At 69.9% G+C, this 23,795-nt stretch carries 27 protein-coding genes; 10 read left to right on the plus strand and 17 right to left on the minus strand.

Going from position 1 to position 23,795, the window contains the following annotated elements:
• Positions 1-202: 202 nt before the first annotated feature.
• Complete coding sequence (locus tag CU254_RS03525; protein WP_009072820.1) at positions 203-1,333, plus strand: glycosyltransferase family 1 protein; 1,131 nt, start codon at positions 203-205, stop codon at positions 1,331-1,333.
• On the opposite strand, the gene CU254_RS03530 is transcribed toward CU254_RS03525, so the two are convergent.
• Together CU254_RS03530 and CU254_RS03535 are read right to left on the minus strand one after the other, a co-directional pair.
• Complete coding sequence (locus tag CU254_RS03530) at positions 1,330-2,304, minus strand: amidohydrolase family protein (RefSeq protein WP_009072821.1); 975 nt, start codon at positions 2,302-2,304, stop codon at positions 1,330-1,332. The two genes, CU254_RS03525 and CU254_RS03530, sit on opposite strands and share 4 nt — an antisense overlap.
• Positions 2,305-2,435: 131 nt before the next feature.
• Positions 2,436-3,035, minus strand: a complete 600-nt coding sequence (locus CU254_RS03535; RefSeq protein WP_009072823.1) for an SRPBCC family protein — start codon at positions 3,033-3,035, stop codon at positions 2,436-2,438.
• 134 nt (positions 3,036-3,169) lie between these two features.
• On the opposite strand from CU254_RS03535, the gene CU254_RS03540 reads away from it, so the two are divergent.
• Positions 3,170-3,805, plus strand: coding sequence for a TetR/AcrR family transcriptional regulator (locus CU254_RS03540; RefSeq protein ID WP_009072824.1), 636 nt, complete (start codon positions 3,170-3,172; stop codon positions 3,803-3,805).
• A gap of 70 nt (positions 3,806-3,875) precedes the next feature.
• The gene (locus CU254_RS03545) at positions 3,876-4,739 is read left to right on the plus strand and encodes a glycosyltransferase family 2 protein (RefSeq protein WP_199785785.1); all 864 of its coding nucleotides are present in this window, start codon (positions 3,876-3,878) and stop codon (positions 4,737-4,739) included.
• 91 nt (positions 4,740-4,830) lie between these two features.
• Here CU254_RS03545 and CU254_RS03550 read toward each other — a convergent pair whose 3' ends face one another.
• A complete protein-coding gene (locus tag CU254_RS03550; RefSeq protein ID WP_009072828.1) occupies positions 4,831-5,310 on the minus strand; it encodes a hypothetical protein in 480 nt (159 codons plus the stop codon).
• Between the two features lie 140 nt (positions 5,311-5,450).
• Here CU254_RS03550 and CU254_RS03555 point away from each other — a divergent pair, with 140 nt between their 5' ends.
• Both CU254_RS03555 and CU254_RS03560 read left to right on the plus strand, forming a co-directional pair.
• Positions 5,451-6,530 (plus strand): sugar phosphate nucleotidyltransferase, encoded by a 1,080-nt coding sequence (locus CU254_RS03555; protein ID WP_009072830.1) that lies wholly within the window; start codon positions 5,451-5,453, stop codon positions 6,528-6,530.
• On the plus strand, positions 6,530-7,423 hold the full coding sequence (locus CU254_RS03560) for a DNA-3-methyladenine glycosylase (protein WP_037712415.1): 894 nt from the start codon (positions 6,530-6,532) through the stop codon (positions 7,421-7,423). Before CU254_RS03555 ends, CU254_RS03560 begins: the two co-directional genes overlap by 1 nt.
• 1 nt (position 7,424) lies before the next feature.
• On the opposite strand, the gene CU254_RS42870 is transcribed toward CU254_RS03560, so the two are convergent.
• The 8 genes from CU254_RS42870 to CU254_RS03595 form a co-directional block, all read right to left on the minus strand.
• Complete coding sequence (locus CU254_RS42870) at positions 7,425-7,610, minus strand: hypothetical protein (protein ID WP_009072833.1); 186 nt, start codon at positions 7,608-7,610, stop codon at positions 7,425-7,427.
• A 68-nt stretch (positions 7,611-7,678) separates the two neighbouring features.
• Positions 7,679-7,978, minus strand: coding sequence for a hypothetical protein (locus CU254_RS03565; protein ID WP_009072835.1), 300 nt, complete (start codon positions 7,976-7,978; stop codon positions 7,679-7,681).
• 55 nt (positions 7,979-8,033) lie between these two features.
• Positions 8,034-8,387 (minus strand): GntR family transcriptional regulator, encoded by a 354-nt coding sequence (locus CU254_RS03570; protein ID WP_009072837.1) that lies wholly within the window; start codon positions 8,385-8,387, stop codon positions 8,034-8,036.
• Positions 8,384-8,530 carry an LPXTG cell wall anchor domain-containing protein gene (locus tag CU254_RS03575; protein WP_078560688.1) on the minus strand — a complete coding sequence of 49 codons (147 nt, stop codon included), beginning with the start codon at positions 8,528-8,530 and terminating at the stop codon, positions 8,384-8,386. Before CU254_RS03575 ends, CU254_RS03570 begins: the two co-directional genes overlap by 4 nt.
• Positions 8,531-8,539: 9 nt before the next feature.
• Positions 8,540-9,067, minus strand: coding sequence for an NUDIX hydrolase (locus CU254_RS03580; protein WP_037712417.1), 528 nt, complete (start codon positions 9,065-9,067; stop codon positions 8,540-8,542).
• Positions 9,064-10,458, minus strand: coding sequence for a coenzyme F420-0:L-glutamate ligase (locus tag CU254_RS03585; protein ID WP_009072841.1), 1,395 nt, complete (start codon positions 10,456-10,458; stop codon positions 9,064-9,066). Before CU254_RS03585 ends, CU254_RS03580 begins: the two co-directional genes overlap by 4 nt.
• Positions 10,394-11,386 (minus strand): 2-phospho-L-lactate transferase, encoded by a 993-nt coding sequence (gene cofD / locus CU254_RS03590; protein WP_009072843.1) that lies wholly within the window; start codon positions 11,384-11,386, stop codon positions 10,394-10,396. The genes CU254_RS03585 and cofD overlap by 65 nt, the downstream gene beginning before the upstream one ends.
• Complete coding sequence (locus CU254_RS03595; RefSeq protein WP_037712421.1) at positions 11,383-12,132, minus strand: N-acetyltransferase; 750 nt, start codon at positions 12,130-12,132, stop codon at positions 11,383-11,385. Before CU254_RS03595 ends, cofD begins: the two co-directional genes overlap by 4 nt.
• A gap of 46 nt (positions 12,133-12,178) precedes the next feature.
• Here CU254_RS03595 and CU254_RS43580 point away from each other — a divergent pair, with 46 nt between their 5' ends.
• From CU254_RS43580 to dapC, 3 genes are all read left to right on the plus strand, one after another.
• Entirely contained in the window at positions 12,179-12,352 is a 174-nt protein-coding gene (locus tag CU254_RS43580; RefSeq protein ID WP_009072844.1) for a hypothetical protein, read from the plus strand.
• A 120-nt stretch (positions 12,353-12,472) separates the two neighbouring features.
• Positions 12,473-12,793: a ferredoxin gene (gene fdxA, locus CU254_RS03600; RefSeq protein ID WP_009072848.1), complete on the plus strand. Its 321-nt coding sequence runs from the start codon at positions 12,473-12,475 to the stop codon at positions 12,791-12,793.
• Entirely contained in the window at positions 12,790-13,878 is a 1,089-nt protein-coding gene (dapC, locus tag CU254_RS03605; RefSeq protein ID WP_009072850.1) for a succinyldiaminopimelate transaminase, read from the plus strand. The genes fdxA and dapC overlap by 4 nt, the downstream gene beginning before the upstream one ends.
• A gap of 186 nt (positions 13,879-14,064) precedes the next feature.
• Here the strand turns inward: dapC and CU254_RS03610 are convergent, their stop codons facing one another.
• The gene (locus CU254_RS03610) at positions 14,065-14,685 is read right to left on the minus strand and encodes a TetR/AcrR family transcriptional regulator (protein ID WP_009072852.1); all 621 of its coding nucleotides are present in this window, start codon (positions 14,683-14,685) and stop codon (positions 14,065-14,067) included.
• 86 nt (positions 14,686-14,771) lie between these two features.
• Here CU254_RS03610 and CU254_RS03615 point away from each other — a divergent pair, with 86 nt between their 5' ends.
• Positions 14,772-16,169, plus strand: coding sequence for an FAD-dependent monooxygenase (locus tag CU254_RS03615; RefSeq protein WP_009072854.1), 1,398 nt, complete (start codon positions 14,772-14,774; stop codon positions 16,167-16,169).
• On the opposite strand, the gene CU254_RS03620 is transcribed toward CU254_RS03615, so the two are convergent.
• The 3 genes from CU254_RS03620 to CU254_RS03630 all read right to left on the minus strand — a co-directional run bounded on the left by CU254_RS03620 (position 16,162) and on the right by CU254_RS03630 (position 18,671).
• The gene (locus CU254_RS03620) at positions 16,162-17,121 is read right to left on the minus strand and encodes a CHAD domain-containing protein (protein ID WP_009072856.1); all 960 of its coding nucleotides are present in this window, start codon (positions 17,119-17,121) and stop codon (positions 16,162-16,164) included. The genes CU254_RS03615 and CU254_RS03620 overlap by 8 nt on opposite strands.
• 99 nt (positions 17,122-17,220) lie before the next feature.
• Positions 17,221-18,201, minus strand: a complete 981-nt coding sequence (gene dapD, locus CU254_RS03625) for a 2,3,4,5-tetrahydropyridine-2,6-dicarboxylate N-succinyltransferase (protein ID WP_037716539.1) — start codon at positions 18,199-18,201, stop codon at positions 17,221-17,223.
• Between the two features lie 29 nt (positions 18,202-18,230).
• Positions 18,231-18,671: a hypothetical protein gene (locus tag CU254_RS03630; protein ID WP_037712423.1), complete on the minus strand. Its 441-nt coding sequence runs from the start codon at positions 18,669-18,671 to the stop codon at positions 18,231-18,233.
• A 42-nt stretch (positions 18,672-18,713) separates the two neighbouring features.
• On the opposite strand from CU254_RS03630, the gene dapE reads away from it, so the two are divergent.
• Positions 18,714-19,787 carry a succinyl-diaminopimelate desuccinylase gene (gene dapE, locus CU254_RS03635; protein WP_009072860.1) on the plus strand — a complete coding sequence of 358 codons (1,074 nt, stop codon included), beginning with the start codon at positions 18,714-18,716 and terminating at the stop codon, positions 19,785-19,787.
• A gap of 500 nt (positions 19,788-20,287) precedes the next feature.
• Here dapE and CU254_RS03645 read toward each other — a convergent pair whose 3' ends face one another.
• Positions 20,288-21,343 carry a chitinase gene (locus CU254_RS03645; protein WP_037712425.1) on the minus strand — a complete coding sequence of 352 codons (1,056 nt, stop codon included), beginning with the start codon at positions 21,341-21,343 and terminating at the stop codon, positions 20,288-20,290.
• 191 nt (positions 21,344-21,534) lie between these two features.
• The gene (locus CU254_RS03650) at positions 21,535-23,625 is read right to left on the minus strand and encodes a M4 family metallopeptidase (RefSeq protein ID WP_009072865.1); all 2,091 of its coding nucleotides are present in this window, start codon (positions 23,623-23,625) and stop codon (positions 21,535-21,537) included.
• Positions 23,626-23,795 lie beyond the last annotated feature (170 nt).

Consider the following 23,795-nt stretch of genomic DNA (forward strand, 5'->3'; position numbering starts at 1 on the left):
TCTTGTGGCAAGCTGACGCTGACGCGTCGGGCACCGAGCGCCGGGTTCATGGTGCGACTGCGGTAACACGGACGGGTGAACCCAGACGGGTGAGCGCAGGTGGGCGAGGGTGCTGGCGCCGGGAGTCGGCGGCAGTTTGCCGGTTCGTGACCTGTGCGGTGGGTGATCGCCGTACGCTGCACTCGTGACCGGTGATCCCCGTGTGCTGATCGACGCGACCGCGGTGCCCGCGGATCGGGGCGGGGTCGGCCGGTACGTGGATTCGCTCGTCGGCGCGCTCGACCAGGACGGGGCTCGGCTGACGGTGGTCTGCCAGCCGCGCGACCTGCCGTTGTACGACCAGCTCGCGCCCAGTTCCCGGATCGTCGCCGCGTCGCCCGCGACCTCGACGCGCACCGCCCGGCTGACCTGGGAACAAGCCACTCTGCCGCGGCTCGTGCGCCGGCTCGCCGCCGACGTCGTGCACTCGCCGCACTACACGATGCCGCTCGCCAGCCCGGCCGCTTCGGTGGTCACGCTGCACGACGCGACGTTCTTCACCGACGCGGTCCTGCACTCGTCGGTCAAGGCCCGGTTCTTCCGCGCGTGGACCGCCACCGCGCTGCGCCGGGCCACACTCTGCGTAGTCCCCAGTCACGCGACAGCGGTAGAGCTGGCGCGCGTGAGCCCGGTGCGGCACGCGGAGTTGGAGATCATCCACCATGGCGTCGACAGCGAACGATTCCATCCGCCGTCGCCGGAGGAGATCGCGGCGGCGCGGAAGGCGGTCGGGCTCGGGGCGACGCCGTACATCGCGTTCCTCGGGGCGCTCGAACCTCGCAAGAACGTGCCCGCGCTGATCCGCGGTTACGCGCGCGCGGTCGCCGGGCAGCGGGACGCGCCGGCGCTCGTGCTCGCCGGTCAGCCTGGCTGGGACACGCAGGTCGAGCGTGCGCTGGATGCGGTGCCGCACCGGCTTCGGGTGATTCGCGCGGGTTATCTGCCGTTCGGGAAGCTCGCCGGCTTCCTCGGCGGCGCGGAACTCGTGGCGTACCCGAGCCTCGGAGAAGGCTTCGGGCTGCCGGTTCTCGAGGCGATGGCCTGCGGTGCCGCGGTACTGACCACGCGCCGCCTTTCGCTGCCGGAGGTCGGCGGCGACGCGGTCGCGTACTGCGGCGTCGGGGCGGGCGATGTCGCCGCGGCGTTGACGGAGCTGCTGGCCGATCCGTCGCGTCGTTCAGTGCTCGCTTCCGCGGCGCAGCGGCGCGCCAAGGAATTCTCGTGGACGACCACGGCGGACCGGCATCGCGAGGCTTACGGAAAAGCCTGGTACCAGCAGTTGCGCAACCGTTAACGGAGACCGTAAAGGGCTTCCGCGTTGGCGTGCGCGATCTTTTCCCGGTCTTCTTCGTCCGGCAATTGCTCCAGGAATTCCGCGATTGCCGCGGCCTGGACCCGGTGGAATGGATAATCGCCGGACAGCAGGATCCGATCGGCGGTGGTGTATTCGAGTGCGTTGCGCAGCATTCGCGGGACGAGCATTCCGCTGGTCGCCAGGTGGATATTGGTGCGGAAATACTCGGAGACGCGACGTTCGAGATGCGTGGCCGTATGCGAGAGGCTGTCGATGCGGTCCAGCGCGAACAGGACGACCTCGCCCCAGTGGCCGAGCACGACCTGCAGGTCCGGGTGGCGGTCGAAGGCGCCGCGCAGGATCAGCCGGATGACCGCGAGCCCGGCCTCGTAATGCCAGCCAAGGCCGTACGTGGCGAGTCCGAGGTCAAGCTCCGGGCTGAAGCCGCGGTAAGAGGCCTGGCGGACTGACTCCACCGGGATCTGCGGGTGGACGAAAACCGGCCGGCCGAGCGCCGCGGCCGCGCCGAGCAACTCGTCGTACGCCGGATCGTCGAGGAGGCGATCGCCGCTGCGCCCGTACGACATGATCCCGACGTGCGCTGGATCCTTCGCGGTCCGGTGCAGTTCGGCGACCGCCGCGTCCGGATCGGACATCGGCAACGTCGTCATGGCCCGGAACCGCTCGGGGTGCTTCGCGACGGCCTCGCTGACGAGGTCGTTCGCCTCGCGGCTCAGCTCGATGCCTTGCGGGGCCGGGCATCCGTGCGTTCCCGGCGGCGCGATCGAAAGGATTTGGACATCGATGCCCGCCTCGTCCATCCACGCGACGCGCTGGTCGCCGATGTCGAGCAGCCGCTCGGAGAGATCGCCCCGGTCGTTGTGCGCGATGCTCGGGTCGCCGGATTCGGTGCGCAGCATCCGGTCGATGCCGGGAGTGGTCCAGTGCTCTTCGATGGCGACGGTTTTCATCGGCCCCCTTTTACGGCTGTGCTTTCGAGATTACGCGTACCTGGTGGGCTATTGCGACCGCGACTCCGCTCGCGACGAAGAATGCGGTTACCGTGCGGCGAGAGAAGCGGACATGACGATTCTCCAGGGATTCAGTGCTGACAGCGGGCTTCGGCGGCGGTCTTGAGATCGGCGAGCCAGAGGTCCAGCCCCGGGGCCAGGTACTTGAGCGTGGTGGCCGGGTCGGCCTCGATCTGCTGGCCGGTCCAGCTTTCCTCGGTGCGGACGACGACCCCGCCGCGCACCGGGACGAAGTTCCACACGTGGGTTCCCCGGTCGATCCGCAGGCCCTGCCCGATCGCCGGACCGGACCATCGGACGCACTGGCCGGGCTCGATCTGGTGCACGGTCGACGTGATGACCAGCGTGGTAGCCGGGGTCGACGGCGTGGCCGGAGCGGGCGTGGTCCAGCGGAATCGCGAACCGGGACGCAACTGACCCGGGTCGAGGCGCTTCATGCTCGTCACCGGCTTCTGCCAGTGCGGCCAGCCTTCGACGCGGGTGTGCAGTCGCCACACAGTGCTCAGCGGGGCCTTGACGAAGGTTTCCGCGCGGTGGTGCAGCTGAGCTGTCGGGTCAATGCCTTTTCCTTGGCAGGCAAGGGAATTCGCGGTGTCGGCTTGGGCGGGTGCGGCACCGAGCAGCCCGGCGGCGAGCGGAACGGCCAACAGTGCAGCGCGCAGGTTCGGCATAAGTGAGCCCCATTAGTTGTAGTTAATAGTATTAACTTCAAGGGCGACCGTACCGGCCCGCGAACGTGAACGTCAATAGCGGGAGTGAAGGGGCTTAACTACACTGCCCGGAGAGGAACGAAGGGAACCAGCCGATGGCCGAACAGGCACCCCGGGAGCGCTACCGCGCGCAGGTGCGCGAGGAGATCAAGCAGCACGCCCGGCAGCAGATCGCCGAAGCGGGGCTGCCCGCGCTGTCGCTCACCGCGATCGCCAAGCAAATGAGCATGACCGTGCCCGCGCTGTACCGGTACTACCGCGGCCGGGACGAGCTGATCACCGCGCTGATCCGGGACGCCTTCCGGAGCCTCGCCGACACCGTCCGCGCGGCGGCGGATTCCGGCGCGGACCTGCTGACCCTCGCGCACGTCATCCGGGACTGGGCCAAGACCGATCCGCAGCGCTACTTCCTCATCTACGGCACGCCAGTGCCCGGCTACCACGCGCCGCCGGACACGACGGCGATCTCCAACGAGGTCATGGAAGTCCTGATCGAGGCGAACTCGGCGCTGGGCGAACCCAAGTCGGCCACCACCTTCCACGTGCACCTGGAAACCCATCGCGAGTGGGTGGAGAGCGACACTGCCGGGACCGGCGCGGTGCGGCGCGCGCTGTCCTTCTGGACCCGGCTGCACGGGGTGCTTTCGCTCGAGCTGGCCGGGCATTTCACCGGGATGAAGTTCGACCCGGGCCTGCTGATCGACGACGAACTGGCGGAACTGCAGGCGTGACCGAGGTTCACTGCGGGTGACCGGCCCGGTGGGCTGACGTAGCCGTCCGTGAGCAGTGGACAATGGCGCGGTGACTGAGCAGCGCACGTATGGTGACCGCGTCGGCGTCGTGACCGTGACCTACTTCCCCGGCGAAACGCTCGAGAAGTTCCTCGACACGCTCGACAAGGCGACTGACCGCGAGGTGCACGTCGTCGTCGCCGACAACGCGTCCACCGACGGCGCTCCGGAGAAGGCCGCCGAACGCGAGAACGTGACGCTCGTCAGCATCGGCGAGAACGTCGGCTACGGGACGGCCGCCAACCGCGGCGTCGCGGCGCTCGACGACAGCTACGGCTGGGTCGTCGTGGTCAACCCGGACCTCGAATGGGAGCCGGGCTCGCTCGACGCGCTGCTCGAGGTCGCCCAGCGCTGGCCGCGCGGGGCCGCGTTCGGTCCGCTGATCCACGACCTCGACGGGACCGTCTACCCGTCCGCGCGGCTGCTGCCGTCGTTCGGGCGCGGGATCGGGCACGCGGTGTTCGGCAAGATCTGGCCGGGCAACCCGTGGACCCGCGAATACCGCCAGGAGAACGCCGCGCCGGCCGAGCGCACGTCCGGCTGGCTCTCCGGCTCCTGCCAGCTCTTCCGGCGCGAGGCGTTCGACTCCGTCGGCGGCTTCGACACCCGCTACTTCATGTACTTCGAGGACGTCGACCTCGGCGACCGGCTGGCGAAGGCGGGCTGGCAGAACGTCTACGCCCCGTCGTCGAGCGTGATGCACATCGGTGGCCACTCGACGTCGCGCGCGTCGGCGAAGATGCTGCGCGCCCATCACGCGAGCGCCTACCGCTACCTCGCCGACCGGCACCAGGGTCTGCTGTGGAAGCCGGTGCTGGCGGCGGTGAAGCTCGGGCTGGCGGTGCGGGTGAAGCTGGAGACCCGCAAGGGCTGAGGAGTCCGCAAAGGACGTCCGGGCTGCCTCCGCGAGGCGTCCGGATGCGCAACGGCCGCAGCACTGTGCGGTCGTCAAGATCCCGCGCGGATCACAGCCCGTCGAGCCGCCGGGACAGATTGGACCGTCCGCTGTTCTGCTTGACCGTCGGGACCAGGCCGGTCATTTCCTCCTCGGCCGGGTCCTTCAGCGGGCTCGCCACCGGCTTTGCCTGCGGGCGCGGGACCAGCGGCGTCGTCTTCTGCGGACCGGCCGGGTTCGGCACCGTCGGCTGCGGCAGGGTGTTCTGCGCGCCGGGGAGTTCGAGCGGCCGCGTCGGCGTCGGCTGGGCCAGCGGATGCGGCGACGGCTGGGTGCGCGTGCCGGCCGCCAGCGGATGGTCGTTCTCTTCGATCAGCGACGCGGGCAGCTGCGTCGTCGTGTCGGGGTCCAGCCCGGAGACCACCGAGGCGGAGATCTGCTGAGTGCTGGAGGAATCCATCGGAGACGTCATGTTGTCCGGCGTCACCACGAAGGCGCCGCGGGATCGTGCGCGTGCGAGCAGAGCGTCCGCGCGATCGCGGGGGTCCATTCCCCTCGGCCTCCCGACTGACCCGGGGCCTCTAGGGAAAGGCCCGCCTGTTTCCTGTCTAGGGTAGGCCCTCGGGGCCCGCGCCGCCCACGTTTCCCGCGGCTTGTCGCTCAGCGGTGCGTGATACAAAGGAGATTTCTGTGACGTCCGAGGTCGAGGTCGACGCCGTCGTACTGGTCGGCGGCCAGGGCACGCGGCTGCGCCCGCTCACGCTGTCCGCGCCGAAGCCGATGCTGCCGACGGCGGGAACGCCCTACCTGAGCCACCTGTTCTCCCGCATCCGCGCGGCCGGGATCCGGCATGTGGTGCTCGGCACGTCGTACCGGGCCGAGGTGTTCGAGGAGTACTTCGGCGACGGGTCCGCGCACGGCCTCGAGATCGAGTACGTCGTGGAGGAGGAGCCGCTCGACACCGGCGGCGCCATCCGCAACGTCTACGACCGGCTGCGCGCCGACCACGCGATCGTCTTCAACGGCGACATCCTCTCCGGGGCCGACCTGCACGCCCAGTTGCGCACCCACCTCGACTCCGGCGCGGACGTGACGCTGCACCTTCAGCGCGTCGCCGACCCGAGCCGGTTCGGTTCGGTGCCGACCGACTCCGCCGGGCGCGTCACCGCTTTCCTGGAGAAGACGCCGAACCCGCCGACGGACCAGATCAACGCCGGCTGCTACGTCTTCCGCCGTCCGGTGATCGAGACCATCCCGGCCGGGCGCCGCGTGTCGGTGGAACGCGAGACGTTCCCCGGTCTTCTCGAAAACGGCGCGCATCTGCACGGATTTGTCGATTCTTCCTACTGGCTCGACGTCGGCACCCCGGAGGCGTTCGTCCGCGGCAGCGCGGATCTGGTTCGCGGGGTCGCGCCGACGTCCGCGCTGGCCGGGCCGACCGGCGAGTTTCTCGCGCTGGACGGAGCTTCCGTTTTCCCCGGAGCGAAACTCGCCGGCGGGACGACGATCGGTGCGCGAGCCGTCGTCGGGAAGGACGCGACGGTGTCCGGTTCGGTCGTGTTCGACGACGCGGTGATCGGCGCGGACGCGATTGTGGAGAATTCGGTGCTGGGCCGCGGCGCGCGGGTCGGCGAGGGCGCGGTGCTGCGCGGCGTGGTGCTCGGCGACGGCGCGTCGGTGGGGGCTCGCTGCGAACTGCTCGACGGCGTGCGGATCTGGCCCGGCGTCGAGGTGCCGGACGGCGGCATCCGGTTTTCGAGCGACGCGTGATGGAGTGGCGTCCGGGGTTTCCGGTGGACCTGGCTGAGGTGCTGGGTCCGCTGAGCCGTGGGCGCGGGTCCCTGAACTTCCGGCGCGACCGGGGCGTCTGGTGGCTGGCCGCGAACACGCCCGGCGGCAAGGGGACGCTGGCGCTGCTGCACCGGCCGGACGGGGTCGTCGAGGCCGAGGCCTGGGGCGAGGGCGCGGATTTCCTGCTCGACGGCGTGCCCGCGCTGCTCGGCGCGGACGATGACGACACCGGATTCGTCGCGCACCACGACGTGATCGCCGCGGCCCGCCGAGACACTCCCGGGCTGCGGCTCGGGTCGACCGGGCGGGTGTGGGACGCGCTGGTGCTGGCGATCCTCGAACAGAAGGTGAGCGGCAAGGAAGCGATCCGGTCGTGGGCGGAGCTGTGCCGGTGGTTCGGCACGCGCGCCCCCGGCCCGGGCCCGGACTTCCTGCGCGTGCCGCCGGATCCGGTCGCCATTCGGTCCATTGTGGACTGGAACTGGCACCGGATCGGCGTGGACGTGAAGCGCCGCGCGGCCTTGATCGAGGCGGCTCGCGTGGCCCCGCGGCTGGAAGAAGCGGTGCGACTGCGCGGGGTCGAGGGACGCGCGTGGCTGCGGAAGGTGCGCGGCATCGGCGTGTGGACGGCGGCGGAGATCGCCCAGCGCGCGTGGGGCGACCCGGACGCGGTCAGCTTCGGCGACTACAACATCCCGGCGGTGGTCGGGCACACGCTGCTCGGGCGGAAGATCGACGACGAGGAGATGGCGGAGGTGCTCGCGCCGTACGCGCCACAACGGCAGCGGGCGATCCGGTACCTCGGAGCGGCCGGGGCTCGACGGCCCCGGTTCGGGCCGCGGATCGAGCTGCGGGATTACCGGGCGATGTGAATCAGCGCGGCGGGTACGGGTTCTGCGGGTGCCGCGGCGGGTACTGCTGCTGGCCCGGCTGCGGCGGGAAATAACCCGGCGGCGGTCCCTGTTTCCGCTTGGCCGAAGCCCGCACGGCGACGACGATCGCGACCACCAGGCCCGCTGCCAGCAGCAGAACCATGAGATGCCAAGGCTGCAACGCCACAGTGAAACCCTCCCCCTGAACGAGACCTCATCGTAGTCCGCGCAGGCGGGGAGGCGCGGTGAAACGCGTCAGCCTTGCGGGGGCTGCTGCGGCGGGTACTGCTGCCCGGGCTGCGGCGGATACTGCTGCTGGCCCGGCTGCGGCGGGTACTGCCCCTGCGGCGGGTACTGGCCTTGCGGCGGGAACTGCTGCGGCGGGTACTGGCCCTGCGGCTGCTGCCCGTACGGAGGCTGGCCGTAGGGAGGCTGCCCCGGATGCTGCCCCGGACCGGCCTGTGGCGGCTGCTTCGGCCGTCCCATCGTGAATTTCAGGACCAGGATGACCACCAGCAGCAGGATCAGCGCGCCCGGCAGGACGAATTTCAGCATGAGGTTCCCCTCGGGTCGGGCACGGACGAAACCAGATGCTAATTCCTCGCCGCCTTCAGCGCAGGGCAGCCTCCGCGATCGCCACGCCTTGTTCGGGCGACAGGCCCAGACCCCGGATCACCTCGGCGTACGTCGCCGCGGCGGCTTGGGCTCGGGACAGCGTTTCGTCGCCGGTCGCGCCGACGAAAGTGCCTGCTCTGCCTCGGGTTTCCAGCAGACCGGCTTCCTCGAGTTCTCGATAAGCACGCGCGACCGTGTTCGGTGCGATGCCCAGTTGCGCGGCCAGTCCGCGCACCGTCGGGAGTTTGGTGCCGACGGCCAGGGTGCCGTCGTTGATCTGGTTCGCCAGCGACGTCCGGACCTGTTCGAACGGCGGAACGGAGGAAGCCGGGTCGTAGGTGATGCTCATCGTTGCCGCCGTTTCTTTCGAACGCTCACCACAATGCCCAGCGCCAGCAGCGCGAACGCCACCGCGAAGCCGATCAGCACCACCCATCCGCTGATGGCCGCGCCGGTGTCGCCCGGGTGCAGGTGCGGTCGCGCCAGGTCCATGCGACCAGGTTAACGGGCCGCCGCGATCAGTTCGGCCAGATCTTCCGATCCCGCGGGCAGCGCGTCGACCGGCCACCAGCGCAGGTCGTCGGATTCCTCGCTGCGCACGGGTTCCGCGCCGGGCGGCGCGTGGACCACGTACCGGACGTCGAAATGCCGGGTCGGGACGCCGAGCGAGCAGGTGATCGGGTGGACGTCCAGGTGCACGGGCGTTTCGCCGATCACCAGGCCGCTCATGCCGGACTCCTCGGTCGCCTCGCGCAGCGCGGCTTCGGACAGCGACGCGTCGGACGGTTCGCAGTGCCCGCCGAGTTGCAGCCACCGGCCGACGCGCGGGTGCAGGGTCAGCAGGACCTGCGTGCCGGTCGAATCGAGGACCACCGCGGACGCGGTCAGGTGCCCGGCCTCGCAGGAGCGCTGGCAGGTGTCCGGCCGCGCCGCCAGGAAGCCGAGAAACGCTTGCCGCAGCGACTCTTGCGCCGCGGACTCCGGTTTCCACTCGGTCAGCGCGGCGACGGCGGACTCGTGCAGGGTCATCGTTCGATCAGCCAATCGCCGGTGGAAAGCGGTCCGCGCGGGGGAGCGGGCTCGGCCGGGTGCCCGATCGCGACCGCGCCGAGCGGATGCCACTGCTCGTCCAGATCCAAAGTGGACCGGACCAGGTCGGCGGCGAAGATGGTCGAGCCGATCCAGCACGAACCCAGGTCTTCGGCGGCCAGCGCGACCAGCAGGCCCTGCACGGCCGCGCCGGCGGCGACGGTGAACATGGTGCGCTCGTGCCGGTTTCGCCGGTCGTCGCGGTAGATGTGCGCGCCTTCGGGCAGCAGGAACGGGATGACCAGTTCCGGTGCCCGATAAAGAATGTCGCCGCGGGAAAGGCGTTTCGCGATCTGCTCGGGGGTGAAGCCGTCGCTGGTCAGATCGGCTTCCCAGGACGCGCGCATCGCGTCGAGGAGTTTGCGGCGCAGGCCTTCGTCGCGCAGCCAGATGAACCGCACGGGGTGCGTGTGGTGCGGCGCGGGCGCGGTGAGCGCGGACGCGACCGCGCGGCGCAGGGCCTCGGGGTCGACGGGCTCGTCGCTGAACTGCCGGACGGAACGCCGGTGCGGCACGGCTTCCCGGCGGCCCTGCGCGATGGATTCGTTGGTGCCCAAGCGAAACAGGTCGGTTTCGATCGGGCGGATCAGATCCCGCGCGGTGGAGCCGTCGTCGTGGATCTCCAGGCCGCGCACGACCGCGACCGGCAGCCCGCCGAGCTTGCCCTTCACCAGATCCGCCGCGGCGGCGATCTCGTCCGCGATCGCGATTTCCGTGACCGCCAGCTCGTTTCCCTGCGAATCGACCTGTCCGGCGTACCCGTGCAGCACGCGCAGGCCGGACGCGCCGATCGCGGCGTCCGTCTGGCCGACCCGCCAGGCCCGGCCCATCGTGTCGGTGACGACCACGGCCACCTCGACGCCCAGCCGCTCCCGCAAACCGTTGCGCAGAGCCAAAGCCGACGCGTCCGGGTCGGCGGGCAGCAGCGCTACCTCGTCGCCGCGCACGTTCGACGCGTCGATCCCGGCCGCGGCTTGGACGATGCCCAGCTGGTTCTCGGTGATCATCGTGCGCGCGATCCGGGCGACCACCCGCACCGATTCTTCCTCGATCAGCTTGCGCCGGGCCGCGTCGCGCTCCTCGGGGTCGCTCGGCACGCGCACGAGCCTGCCCTCGATTTTCGAAAACGCCTTGCTGGTCACCACGACGACGTCACCAGAGCGCAGCCACGGCGCGGCGGACACGATCGCGCCGGTCAGGTCGTCGCCGGGACGGAACTCCGGAAGCCCGGGGACCGGCAGGATCTCGATTTTCTGGGAAGCGTGATCAGACACTGGAAACCCCCGCCACGTCGAGCGCCGCGCGGACCATGTCCGCCGTCGCGTCCACATCGGACATCAGCAGCGGCACCGCGCGCACGTCCACGCCGGGCACCGTGACCTCGTGATCCTCCGGCGCGACGAGCCAGCCGTCGAGCACGCCGCCTTCCGAACGCGCGCCGTAGTGGCGGCCGACCGCCTCCGCGGAGGTCTCCACGCCGATCGCGGTGAGACACGCGTCGGCCATGCCGCGCAACGCTTTCCCGCCGATGATCGGCGACACCCCGACGACCTTCGCGCGAGACTTCCGCAGCGCGTCGCGCACGCCGGGCACCCCGAGCGTCGTGCCGACCGACACGACCGGGTTCGACGGCGCGAACAGGACGACGTCCGCCGCGGCCAGCGCTTCGAGCACGCCCGGACCGGGTTTGGCCTCGTCGTTGCCGACCGCGACGATCGAATGCGCGGGCACGCCGGCCCGGTACCGCACCCACCACTCCTGGAAGTGCACGGCCTTCTGCTGTTCCGGGTTCTCCGGATCGTCGATCACGACGTGCGTTTCGACCCGGTCGTCCGACATCGGCAGCAGCCGGACGCCGGGCTGCCAGCGGTCGCACAGCGCCTCGGTGACCTGGGACAGCGGATAGCCCGCGCGCAGCATCCGCGACCGGATCAGGTGCGTCGCGATGTCCTTGTCGCCGAGCCCGAACCAGGTCGGCTCCGCGCCGTAGGCGGCGAGTTCCTCCTTGACCGTCCAGGTCTCGCCCGCGTGGCCCCAGCCGCGTTCGGTGTCGATCCCGCCGCCGAGGGTGTACATGCAGGTGTCGAGATCCGGGCAGATGCGCAGGCCGTGCATCCACACGTCGTCGCCGGTGTTCACCAGCGCGGTGATTTCGTGCGGGGACTCTCCCGCGCCGATCGCGGGAAGTCCGAGTGCGGTCTTGACCCCGAGCAGGAAGCGGGCGCCGCCCACCCCGCCAACCAGTACGACGATCTTCACGACTGGCGATCCTCGCACGTCCGCGGTGCCGGGCCCCAGTACCGGTACCTGTGGTGCTCCGAACAGCCCAGCGCGGAATACAACGCGAGCGCGCCGGCGTTGCCCACCGCCACCTGCAGGACCCACTTGCCGGCGCCGTGCGCGCGGCCCCAATCGGCGAGCGCGCGCAGCACCGTGGTGGCCAGGCCGCGGCGGCGAAACTCCGGCGCGACCGCGAGCCGGGCGACGTGCAGCCAGTCGTCCACGACCGCGCCGCGCACCGCCCCCGCGGTCGTCCCGTCGGCCAGCACGACGCCGTAGCCGACCTTTCCGGTGGTCACGACGTGCCGCTGGGCGGAACTCGGCGCGGAAGTGTCCACGGCCAATTCCCACCATTCCGGCGTCGCCTGGTCGAGCACCTCGGCGTCCGGCGAAGGCCCGGACGGCAGCGGACCGGTCAGCACCGACACCCGGTGCCCGGCGGCGTGCTCGACCTGCTCGCGCCAGCCCGCGGCGGCCACTTCGCGCTCCAGTTCGCTGTCTTCCAGCACCTGAACCGCGGGCGGAATGCCGCGGGCGTGGGCGAAGTCACATACGGCGGCGAGCGCGTCCGGGACCGGACGGCCGGGGTCGCCGACCGCGAGTGCGCTGTTCGCGCGCCCGGTGAAGCCGTCCGCCCAGCGCAAAGTCCATTCTCCGAGCGGCTCCTCGACCACCGCCGGCCACGCTTTCGCGCACACGATTTCGAGCTTTTCCCGGGAGTTCACGGTTAGATTGTGACGGAGAGAGCTGTCCCGTTCCGCAGGAGAACCCATGAGCTACGCGCGCAAGGACGACCGGCACAACGACGAGCTTGTCGACGAGATCGCCGACGGGTTCAAGCGGACTCTCGAAGAGAAACGCGAGGACGGCAAGCCCGCCGGACCCGCGTTCACGATTACCGGCGATGCCCGGAACGCGCCGAAACCGCGTCGCCGGGAGCGCTGAGCGGCGCGGATCCGCCCCGTTTCCAGGGGTGGGATAAGGGTCGCCTAACCACCACCGGGGGCCAGGGAAGCGCGTAATGTCCGCACCGACCGGCCCAGCAGGAGAAGCCAGGAGTACGCAGTGACCTACGTGATCGCCGAGCCCTGCGTCGACGTGCTCGACAAGGCGTGTATCGACGAGTGCCCCGTGGACTGCATCTACGAGGGCGAGCGGATGTTGTACATCCACCCGGACGAGTGCGTCGACTGCGGCGCCTGCGAGCCGGTCTGCCCGGTCGAGGCCATCTACTACGAGGACGACGTCCCGGACAACTGGTCCGACTACACCAAGGCGAACGTCGACTTCTTCAACGAGCTGGGCTCGCCCGGCGGCGCGTCCAAGGTCGGCAAGACCGCGCACGACCCGGGGTTCATCAAGGCTCTGCCCCCGCAGGGCGAATGACCCGGCTGCCCGACTTCCCCTGGGATTCGCTCGCCGAGGTCAAGGCCCGCGCGCAGGCGCATCCCGGGGGCATCGTCGACCTTTCCGTCGGCACGCCCGTCGACCCGGTGCCGGACTCGATCCGCGCCGCGCTCGCGTCGGTGTCGGAGATCCCCGGATACCCGGCTACGCACGGCACGCCTGAGCTGCGCGAAGCGGCGGTCGCGGCGCTGCAGCGGCGATACGGGATCACCGGCGTCGAATCGGACGCCGTGCTGCCGACGATCGGTTCGAAAGAGGCGGTGGCCTGGCTGCCGCGGCTGCTCGGCTTCGGGCCGGGCGACGTGGTGGTCATCCCGGAGCTGGCGTACCCGACGTACGAGGTCGGCGCGCTGCTCGCGGGTGCCGAGGTGGTGCGCGCGGACGGGCTGACCCAGCTCGGCCCGCGCCGCCCGGCGATGATCTGGCTGAACTCGCCGTCGAACCCGACCGGCCGCGTGCTCGGCGTCGACCACCTGCGCAAGGTGGTCGAATGGGCGCGCGAGCGCGGCACCGTCGTGGTGTCCGACGAGTGCTACCTCTCGCTCGGCTGGGAGGCGGAACCGCTGTCGGTGCTGCATCCGTCCGTCCACGGTGGACAGACGGACGGGCTGCTCGCGGTGCATTCGCTGTCCAAGTCGGCGAACCTCGCGAGCTACCGCGCCGGATTCGTGACCGGAGACGCCAAGCTGGTCGCACAGTTGCTGGAGGTGCGCAAGCACGCCGGCATGATCGTGCCGCGCCCGGTGCAGCAGGCGATGGTGGCCGCGTTGACCGACGACGAAGCCCTTGCCGCGCAACGCGAACGCTATCGCGCGCGGCGCGTCGTGCTGCGGAAGGCGTTGCAGGACAGCGGGTTCGAGATCACGTACTCCGAGGCCGGGCTCTATCTCTGGGCCACGCGCGGGGAATCCGCGCAGGCGACCGTGGAGTGGCTCGCCGAACGCGGGATCCTGGTCGCTCCGGGCACGTTCTACGGGCCCGCGGGCAAGGAACACGTGCGGGTCGCGCTGACGTCCACGGACGAGCGCATCGAGGCAGCCGCGGAGCGGCTCGCTCAGGGCTAGCCGCGCCTCGCTCCCGCTTGATCCGCCGTCCAGTCCAAAGCGCCCCAATGTGGCATTGGGTGCATCTGACGCACCGAACGCCACATTGGGTGCGTCGCATGCACCCAATGCCACATTGGGGTTTTCTCAGCGGCACCGTGCGGCCGGTTCAGCACCTCCGCGCCGGGTACTGCCGGGCTTGTGGGTTCAGTAGTCGCGGCCGGTGAAACCGCGGTAGACGAACCGCGTCAACGCCTCGATCGCTTCCTCGTCCGACGGCTGGTTCCAGCCCGCCGGCGGAGGGGTCAGCAGCCACATCTGGGCGAAGTTGTCGATCAGCTGGTACATCATCGCGATGGTGAGCTGCGTGTTCGCCGGAAGCCGCAGGCCGGCCGCGGTGACGTGTTCGAGGTGGTCCTCGACGTCCGAGGCCTGGGTGGCGCCGAAGTTCGCGTACGTCGCGGCGAAGTCCTCGTTCACCATCGCCGCCTGGCGCAGCGCGAGCATCGTGGGCGCGTTGGCGCGGTAGAAGTCCCAGTACTGCCGCACGTGCCAGCGGACCGCGGCGGGATCGCTGAAATCGGACAGATGGCCCTCGCCCGCCGCCTGCTGGTCGCTGTCCGCCGCCAGGTCGGCCAGCAGCGCGACCAGCAGTTCCTCCTTGCTCGCGAAGTGGTTGTAGAACGACCCCGCGGCGCGGCCGGCTTCCTTGGTGATGTCGGTGATCTTCGTGTTCAGGTAGCCCTTGGCCGCGAACACGCGCTTGGCCGCTTCCTTCAACGCCGTTTCCGTTTCGGCGGCTTTGTCCCGGCGGCTCGTCGCTGTCATCCGGCACCTCCCTTGACGCGAACGCTATCAGCGGGCACTCTGAATTCAGATTCACTGAATTCTAATTCACCGAAAGGGCGAGGGACATGACGGTGCTGGTGGCGGGAGCGGGCCCGACCGGGCTCACGCTGGCGATCGAGCTGGCGCGGTGCGGGGTCGGCGTGCGGGTGGTGGACAAGGCGGCGGAGTACTTCGTCGGCTCGCGCGGCGACGGGCTGCAGCCGCGCACGATGGAGGTTTTCGAGGACCTCGGCGTGCTGGACGCGGTGCTCGCCGCGGGTGCGCCGCCGCACGAGATGCGGGTGTATCTCGACGGGGAGTTCACGATGGTGCGGCGGATGGCCGAGCCGGTCGAGCCGACGCCGGCGGTGCCGTATCCGAATGCCTGGTTCCTCGGCCAGTCGCAGACCGAGGGCATCCTCCGGGACCGGCTGGCCGAGTTCGGCGTGCGGGTGGAGCTGAACACCGCGCTGACCGGCTTCACGCAGGACGCGGAGGGCGTCACGGCGGAGCTGTCGACCGGCGAGACACTGCGCGTGGACTACCTGGTCGGCGCGGACGGCGGGAAGAGCTTCGTGCGCAAGGCGCTGGGGATCGCGTTCGAGGGGACCACTGACGAGTCGATCCGGATGCTGCTGGGCGACGTCTCGGCGGAGGGGCTCGACCACGGCTCGGCGTACTGGTTCGCGAAGGCGGACGAGCCGATGTCCGGCGTCGCGTTCACGCCGCTTGCCGGCACGCCCTACTTCCAGTTCGCCTCCCCGCTCGGCGACGGCGACGCGGGCACCTCGCTGAGCGCGTTGCAGGAGCACCTCGACGCGGTGTCCGGCGGCGGGATCCGGCTGCTCGACCTGGCGTGGTCCACGGTGTGGCGGCCGAACATTCGGCTGGCCGCGGCGTTCCGGAAGGGCCGGGTGTTCCTCGCCGGGGACGCCGCGCACGTACACCCGCCGACCGGCGGACAGGGGCTGAACACCGGCGTGCAGGACGCGTACAACCTCGGCTGGAAGCTAGCCGACGGCTCGCCCGAGCTGCTGGACAGCTACGAGGCGGAACGACGCGCGGTCGCGGCGCGGGTGTTGGGGGTCAGCACCGCGTTGCTGGAGAAGTACAAGGAGGGTGCCGAGGATGCGCACGAACGCGGCCCGGAGACGCAGCAGCTCGACCTGACCTACCGGGGCGGGCCGCTGTCCCCGGCCGGCACGGGGGCGTTGCAGCCGGGGGACCGGGCGCCGGACGCGCCGCTCGTGGACGCGAACGGCAAGAGCGTGCGGCTGTTCGAACTGTTCCAGGGTCCACATGCGACAGAACTGGTCTTCGGCGACGGGCCGCTCGGGACGGAGCATCCGGCGTACCGGATCCTGCCGAAGGGGGCCGCGGGTGAGTTCGTGGACGCGGGCGGCCACGCGTACGCGGCGTATGAGGGTGCGCCGGGGAAGCGGGTTCTGGTGCGGCCGGACGGGTACGTGTGGTCGGTCAGCTGACCGCGTGCTCGGCGGCTTCGATGCGGTGCCAGACGTCGAGCCAGGTGTCGCGGGCGCGGGCGCGTTTGGCCAGTTCGTGTTCGACAATCCGGCCCGCTACGAAACCGACCTCCGCATCCGCGTCGGTCAGCACGCCGCGCACCTTCTCCGCGGCGAAGACCGCGTCCTGGTGATCGCCCAGCACGGTCTGGAATTTGCGGGTCGCCTTGATCAGTTCGGACAGCTTCCCGGCCTGCTTCTTCTTAGCTGCGGACCGCGCCAATTCGGCGGTGTAGCGGAGTTTCTTGCCGTGGATGCGCAAGGCGTGCAGGTCGTCGTCCGGAGGATTCGGGGGGAGAGCGGCGACCGCGCGGGCGAGTTTCCGGTACGGCTTTCGCACGTCGGCGGCCAGCCCGGGCTTCTCGGACGGCGTTTCGTCGATCTCGTGCTCGGCGGCGCGGGACAGCTGGGCGATGCTCTGCAGCAGGGTCGCGTACCGAGGGCTCGACAGCGCGCGGTTCAACCGGCGGCGGGCGGTGGTGCGTTCGGAGACGAAACGGGACACCAGGCGTCGTCCGGCGGGCTGGTCCCGGACGTCGAACTCGGCGATCACCTCGCGCAGGTGACCGATCAGCACGTCGTAGTCGCGGACCTCGCCGAGGACCTGGCCCAGCCAGCCGAGGTCGGCGCGCACCGGTTCGGCGGTGGGCCCGATCAGCGCGCCGGTCGATTTCAGCACGCTCCGCATCCGCCGCTGCGCCACGCGCATCTGGTGCAGATCTTCCGGATCTGTCCCGGCCCGGGTGCCTGGTTCGCGGGACAGCAGCTCGCGCAGTTCGTGGTCGAGTTTGGCGCGGACGTGCGCGGCGGCCGGGGCCTCGGGCCCCGCTTTCGCCGGTTCGGCGGGGAGCCCGAGAGCGGCCGGCGTCGTCGGTTCCGGCGTTCGGCGGCGGCTGGTCGCTTCGGAAGTCACCTGGTCAATGGTAGGTGAACGACGTTCGCGGCGGAGCCCGCCGAAACAGCGAGAGGGTGCGCTTCCGCGGCGGGAAGCGCACCCTCTCGAACAGCTGGATCAGTTGGCGTGCAGTGCCTCGTTCAGCTGGATGCCGACGCCGCCGCGCGGCACGACCTCGACCGCGCCGGTCGCCGAGTTGCGCCGGAAGACCGCGCCGGAGATGCCGGACAGCTCGCGGGCCTTGACCGTCTTGCCGTCGACCTCGACCTTGGTGCCCGCGGTGACGTACAGCCCGGCCTCGATCACCGAATCGTCGCCGAGGGAGATGCCCGCGCCGCCGTTCGCGCCGATCAGGCAGCGTTCGCCGATCGAGATCACCTCGGTGCCGCCGCCGGACAGGGTGCCCATGATCGACGCGCCGCCGCCGACGTCGCTGCCGTCGCCGACCACCACGCCCGCCGAGATGCGGCCCTCGACCATCGACGCGCCGAGCGTGCCCGCGTTGTAGTTCACGAAGCCCTCGTGCATCACGGTGGTGCCGGAGGCGAGGTGCGCGCCGAGCCGCACGCGGTCGGCGTCGGCGATGCGGACGCCGGTCGGCAGCACGTAGTCGACCATCCGGGGGAACTTGTCCACGCCGTACACGGCGACCGCGCCGCGCGACCGCAGCCGCAGCCGGGTCTGCTCGAAGCCCTCGACCGGGCACGGGCCGTGGCTCGTCCACACGACGTTGGCCAGCAGGCCGAAGATGCCGTCGAGGCTTTGCCCGCGCGGCTGGACCAGCCGGTGCGAAAGCAGGTGCAGGCGCAGGTAGACGTCGTGGGCGTCGGCCGGCGCGGTGGCCAGGCTGCCGATCGTGACGCGCACCGCGACGACCTCGACACCGCGGTCGGTGTCCGGGCCGAGCAGCGCGGCCGCGGACTCGCCGAGCAGCTCGGTGGTCTGCTCCGCGGTCAGCCGCTCGGTGCGGCTGGCGCCTGCGTCGACCAGCTTGGGGTGCGGGTACCAGGTGTCCAGCACGGTTCCGTCGGACGTGACGGTGGCCAGCCCGACGCCGACGGCGCCGGTCGTTTCGGGGTCAGGGGTCTGCTCGCTCACGCCGGTCACGGTAGCCGAAGCGGGCCGGATCAACCTGTGGTGGCCAGCTGGTTCACCTTCTGCTTGACCTCGGTCAGCGCGGCCGAGATCGACACGAGCGCCTGCGTGCACGCCCCGCCCGGGGTCGGCACGGTCGTGCAGCCCGCCTGGCGGAACGCGCCGACCGCCTGGTCGATCGCGGTCGCGTCGCGGTCCAGCGGCTGGTTGACCGTCTTGCCCGCTTTCGCCAGCTTGTGCACCGAACCGGCGGTGTTGCCGACCTCGGTGACGTATTTCTCACAGCCCTTGGGCAGCTGCGTCTGCGGTCCGGTGAAGCAGGCGTCGGCCGACAGCGCGTCGAGCTTGGTCGGCAGGGCGTCCGGACCCGGATCGCCGGCGCCAGGGCGGGCTTTCGGCCCGGCCTCGTTGCCGCAGCCGGTGAGGACGAGGGCGAGGACGCCGAGAGCGACCAGGGAGCTTCGCGTGCGCACGTCCTCACGGTAGCCCCCGCGCCGGCTGGGTACGGTGCCGGTATGACCTCCCTTGACCTGCGCGCCGACCCGGCCGAGCTCACTGCTGCCCTCGTGGATGTGTTCAGCGTCTCTGGGGAGGAGGGGAAGCTTGCCGACCTGGTGCAGGCAGCGTTGGTGGAACAGGCGCCGCATCTGGAGGTGGTGCGCAATGGGGACGCGGTTCTGGCCCGGACTAATTTGGGGCGACCTTCCCGGGTGATTCTTGCCGGGCATTTGGATACGGTGCCGGAGAATGCCAATCTGCCGTCTCGGCTTACCGGTACCGGGGACGATGCTGTGTTGCATGGGTTGGGGTCGGTGGATATGAAGGGCGGGGATGCGGTCTTTTTGCATCTCGCCGCTACTTTGCCGGAGCCTCGGCATGATGTGACGTTTGTTTTTTATGACAATGAAGAGGTTGAGGCTGTTCGGAACGGGCTCGGGCGGATTGAGCGGGAGTTGCCTGAGTGGCTGGTCGGGGATCTCGCGGTGGTGGGGGAGCCGTCCAACGGGGTGATTGAGGCTGGGTGTCAGGGGACCTTGCGGGTGGAGGTTCGGACGGCTGGGGCTCGGGCGCATACTGCTCGGGCTTGGATGGGTGACAACGCTATTCATGCTCTTGCGGAGCCGTTGGCTCGGTTGGCCCGTTATTCGGCTCGGGTGGTCGATATTGACGGGCTGACTTATCGGGAAGGGCTGCAGGCTACTGGGATTTCCGGTGGGGTGGCTGGGAATGTCGTTCCGGATGCGGCTGTGTTGACGGTTAATCATCGGTTTGCGCCGGACCGGAGCGCTGAAGAGGCTGAGGCGCATGTTCGGGGGGTGTTTGAGGGGTTTGAGGTGACGTTGGTGGATATGTCGCCTGGGGCGTTGCCTGGGTTGTCCTCGCCTGCGGCTTCGGAACTTGTGGCTGCGGCTGGGGGGAAGGTGGCGGCTAAGTTGGGGTGGACGGATGTGGCTCGGTTCGCTGCGTTGGGGATGCCTGCGGTGAATTTCGGGCCGGGGGATCCTACTTTGGCGCATACGCAGCAGGAGAATGTTCGGGTGGGGGAGATTCGGGGGGTTGCTGAGGTGTTGAGGGCGTTTTTGGGGTGACTTCTCGTCGCCCTGGCGGGCGACATTGCAGTCCCCGGTTGCGGTGGGGCACCCCGAAAGCCGATTGTGCTGACGGTTCGGGGGTGCTTGTCAAGGCGGGAAAGATGCCTTGACAAGCACCCCCGAACCGCAGGGCGGCTTTGTATCGGGGTTGGGGGAGGGGTGGGTGCCCCGATGGTTGGGTGCATCGGTGGCGGTTTGTTGCGCGGCTTAGGTGGTGCTGCTTTGGGTGGGGCGGTGGGCGGGGAGCGCCCCAATGTGGCGTTGGGTGCGTGGGATGCACCCAATGTGGCGTTGGGTGCGTGGGATGCACCCAATGTGGCGTTGGGGCGCATCCCGGGTGGCGGCGGAGTGTGGGTCGTGAGGGGAACCCTGAGGGACTCAGAGTCCGTGAGGGTTCCCCTCACGGACAAAGGCCGCGGGGGTGAGGTTCCCGGCGGGCTGTGGGTGGGCTGAGGCCGGGGCGGCGACGTACGCAGCACCCCGGCCCACAGCAGCTTTTAGCGGCCTTGCAGCGATTTGACGTTGTCGCCGAAGGTCCAGCCTCGGGAGCCGTCCCAGTTGATTGACCAGTCCATCAAACCCTTGAGGCCGGGGACGCTTTGGTAGGCCTGGGAAACTGAGCCGGGGTCCATGTAGCCGCCGCCTGCGCCTGGTTGGGCGGGGAGTCCGGGGACCTGTTTGTCGACCGGGACGCGGATGGTGGTGCCTTGTACGGTGAGGCCCTTGTCCAGGCACTGCGTCTGCACGGTGAAGCCTTGCACGGTGCCGGCTTCGTAGCTGTCTCCGGAGCAGCCGTACATGGAGCCGTTGTAGTACTGCATGTTCAGCCACCACAGCTGGCCGTTGTCCGCGTACTTCTTGATGATCGGCAGGTACGCGCCCCAGATCGAGCCGTAGGTGACCGAGCCGCCGGTTACGTATGCCGTTTCCGGGGCCATGGTCAGGCCGAAGCCGGAGGGCATTTGCGACAGTACGCCGTCGATGATGCGTTCCAGGTTTGCTTGCGAGGCGGACAGCGAGTTGATGTCGCCGCTGCTTGACAAACCCGTCTCGATGTCGATGTCGATTCCGTCGAAGTTGTACTTCTTCAGGATCGGCACGATGGTGCTGACGAACTTGTCGGCGACCGAGCTGGAGGACAGGTCGATGCCTGCCGCGGCGCCGCCGATGGACATCAGGATCGTGGCGCCTACGTCTTTGGCCGCGCACATCTCGGCGGGGGTGGAGACCTTCACCGTCGAGTCCATGCCGTCTTCCCACTGCACGGTGCCGTCGGAGAGGATCACCGGGAAGGCCGCGTTGATGACGTTGTACCCGTGTGCGGCGATGCTGGGGTCGTTGATCGGCACCCAGCCCATGCCGGGGTGGACGCCGTTCGACGCGCCGTCCCAGTTTTCCCAGTAGCCCTGCAGGACCGGGCCGGAGGGTCTCGGCTTCACCGCGCAGGTGTCCGATTGCGGAGCGGCCGCGGAAGCGGGGGCGACCCCGGCGAGCGGCAGGGCGAGCAGGGCCGCCAGCGCGGTCCCGAACCAGCGTGACTTCCGTCCGTTCATCAACGGCTCCCGTCCCCGGTAACGGTGGTGCCGCAAACGGTAAGCGGCGGGCCGGGGGATGCCTACCCCCGATCGTATGGTCTAGACAAATTCAGGCCGAGTGGTCTGGACAAGCGCCCGAAACGCGAACCAGCCGGGCACAAGGCGCCGTGCCCGGCTGGTTCAGAGGTATCTGCGAACGGGTTGCTGCGTCAGCAGGCCCCGCTGTCGGTCCAGACGGCCCAGGAACCGGGCGCACCCGGCTCAGCGCCGACGGAGTACCAGGACGAGGTCCACTTGTGGCTCTTGTACGAGACCACGTCGCCCGGACCGTAGAACTTGTTCGCGTCCCACGCCGTCACGCCGCCGCAGCCGCCGGGGTTGCCGCTGCCCACGGTGAGCGTGAAGTCCGCGGTGTGGGTGGCGTTCGCGCCGGTCGCGGTGATCGTGACCTTGCTGGTGCCGTTCGGCGTGCTGGCTGTCGTGGCGATCGTGACGGTCGCGGTGCCGCCGGACTGGACGGTCGCCGGGTTGAACGTCGCGGTCGCGCCCGAGGGCAGGCCGCTCGCGGTCAGCTTCACCGACTGCGCGTTGCCGTTGGTGATCTTGGTGGTCACCGTCGACGTGGCCGACTGTCCAGGCTGGACAGTCGCGGACGAGGGCGACAGGCTGACCGAGAAGTCGTTGCCCGCGGGCGGGTTGCCGGTGCAGGTGGCCTCGCCGGAGACCGCGCCGACCGACACCGCGTCCCAGGCCGCCTTGGTGGCGTTGAACTCGGTGCAGCTGCCCGGGAACAGGTCGACGGCCGCCTGCAGGGTGGCCTTGCGGGCCGCCTTGTGGTTCCAGGACGAGGTCTTGTGCAGCAGGCCGTTGTAGAAGATCTTGCCTGCCTTCTGGATGCCGATGCCGGTGATGCTGCTGTTGTTGCAGGTCGGGCTGGCGGGCTGGCCGTCGGTCGGCGCGTTGCCCTCGGACAGCAGGTAGAACCAGTGGTTCTGCGGGCCCGCCGCCGCGTGCACCTCGGTGTTCGGGATCGACGACGAGTAACAGTTCGGGTCGCCCTCGCGGCTCGGGTCGTACATGTAGCGGATCGGGCCGTTGCCGACCAGGTTCACGCCCTCGCCGACGGTGAAGTCCGGGGTGTCGACCGGGTTGTTCGCGTAGAACTCGGTCAGCGCGCCGAAAATGTCGCCGGTGGACTCGTTGAGGCCGCCGTTCTCGTTGCCCGAGCCCGCGCCGCCCGGCGTGTTCTGGAAGATGCCGTGGCCGAACTCGTGGCCGGCCACGTCCATCGAGGTCGCCTGGCGCTGGTTGTCCTGCGAATGCCCGAAGTGGGTGGACGAACCGTCCCAGTAGGCGTTGACGTCGTTCAGGCCGACCGACGCCGGGAAACCGTTGCCGTTGCCGTCGATTCCGCTGCGGCCCAGCCAGTCCTTGAGCATGTTCCACTCGGTCTGCACCGTGTAGAGCACGTCCACGCAACCGGTTTCGAGGTCGGTGCCCTGCCCGTTGCCCCAGTTGTTGCTGGACTTCGTGAACACCGAGCCGCCCTCGCGGCCGCAGCTGATGCCGGGCCGGTTCGGGTCGCGCATCGAGTACGAGCTGCCGGAGCCGCTGGTGTCGATGCTGACCTGGCCGGCGTAATAGCTGTTGCCGTTGCCCGCCACGCGCGGGGCCGCGGCGTTCGAAGCGGCCTTCGCCGGGCTTTCGGCCTTCACGTCGTCGCGCTGGTCGAGGACCTTGCCGGTGGCGGCGTCGACGAAGACGTGCAGGTTGCTCGGGGCCTTCGCGGTGCGGCCCTTGACGACGACCTCGTAGGCCAGTTTCGGCTGTGCGCCGCCGAGAACGACCAGATCAGGCTTGCTCACCGCGCTCACGGTCGGCAACTGGCCGCGGGCGACCGAAGCCGCGCGCGCCGCGTCGACCGCGGGCGTGGTGCCCACGGTGATGGCCGCGCTCTCGGCGGAGTCGGTGCCGCGCACGCGGCCCGTTCCGTCGGCGACGATCACCGCATCCCCGCCGACGACCCGGAGGCCGTCGTAGGTGCGCTCGTAGGAGTTGTAATACAGCCCGGCGTCGCCCAGGGTGGTGCTGACGCGGTGCAGGCTCTCGGCCGAGCTCTTGCGGAGCCCGACCGCGCCGGCGGCGGCGGCCCGGTCGGCGGCCGCGATCGCGGTGGCCTGCGGGTCTGCGGAGGGTTGGGCGGGGGCCGCGGATGCCGGGGTCACCGGCAGCGCGAGCAGGGAAAGGGCGAGACCGGCGACACTGGCGATGCCGGTGGCGAGCCCTCTTCTGGACGTCATCGACAGTCCTTTCGGGGTACACGATGGGGAAAAGCGCAACGCGTTGAGCTGGGCTGATCAGGCCGCGGACACCGTGAGTAAAAAAGCGCTCACGGGGGCGGTCAATGCGCTGAACGGACCAGCGGGACCCCGGGCGCGATCGGGACTATTCCCCGCAAGTGCCCCCGTAG

It is taken from the genome of Amycolatopsis sp. AA4 (assembly GCF_002796545.1).
Taxonomy (GTDB): domain Bacteria; phylum Actinomycetota; class Actinomycetes; order Mycobacteriales; family Pseudonocardiaceae; genus Amycolatopsis.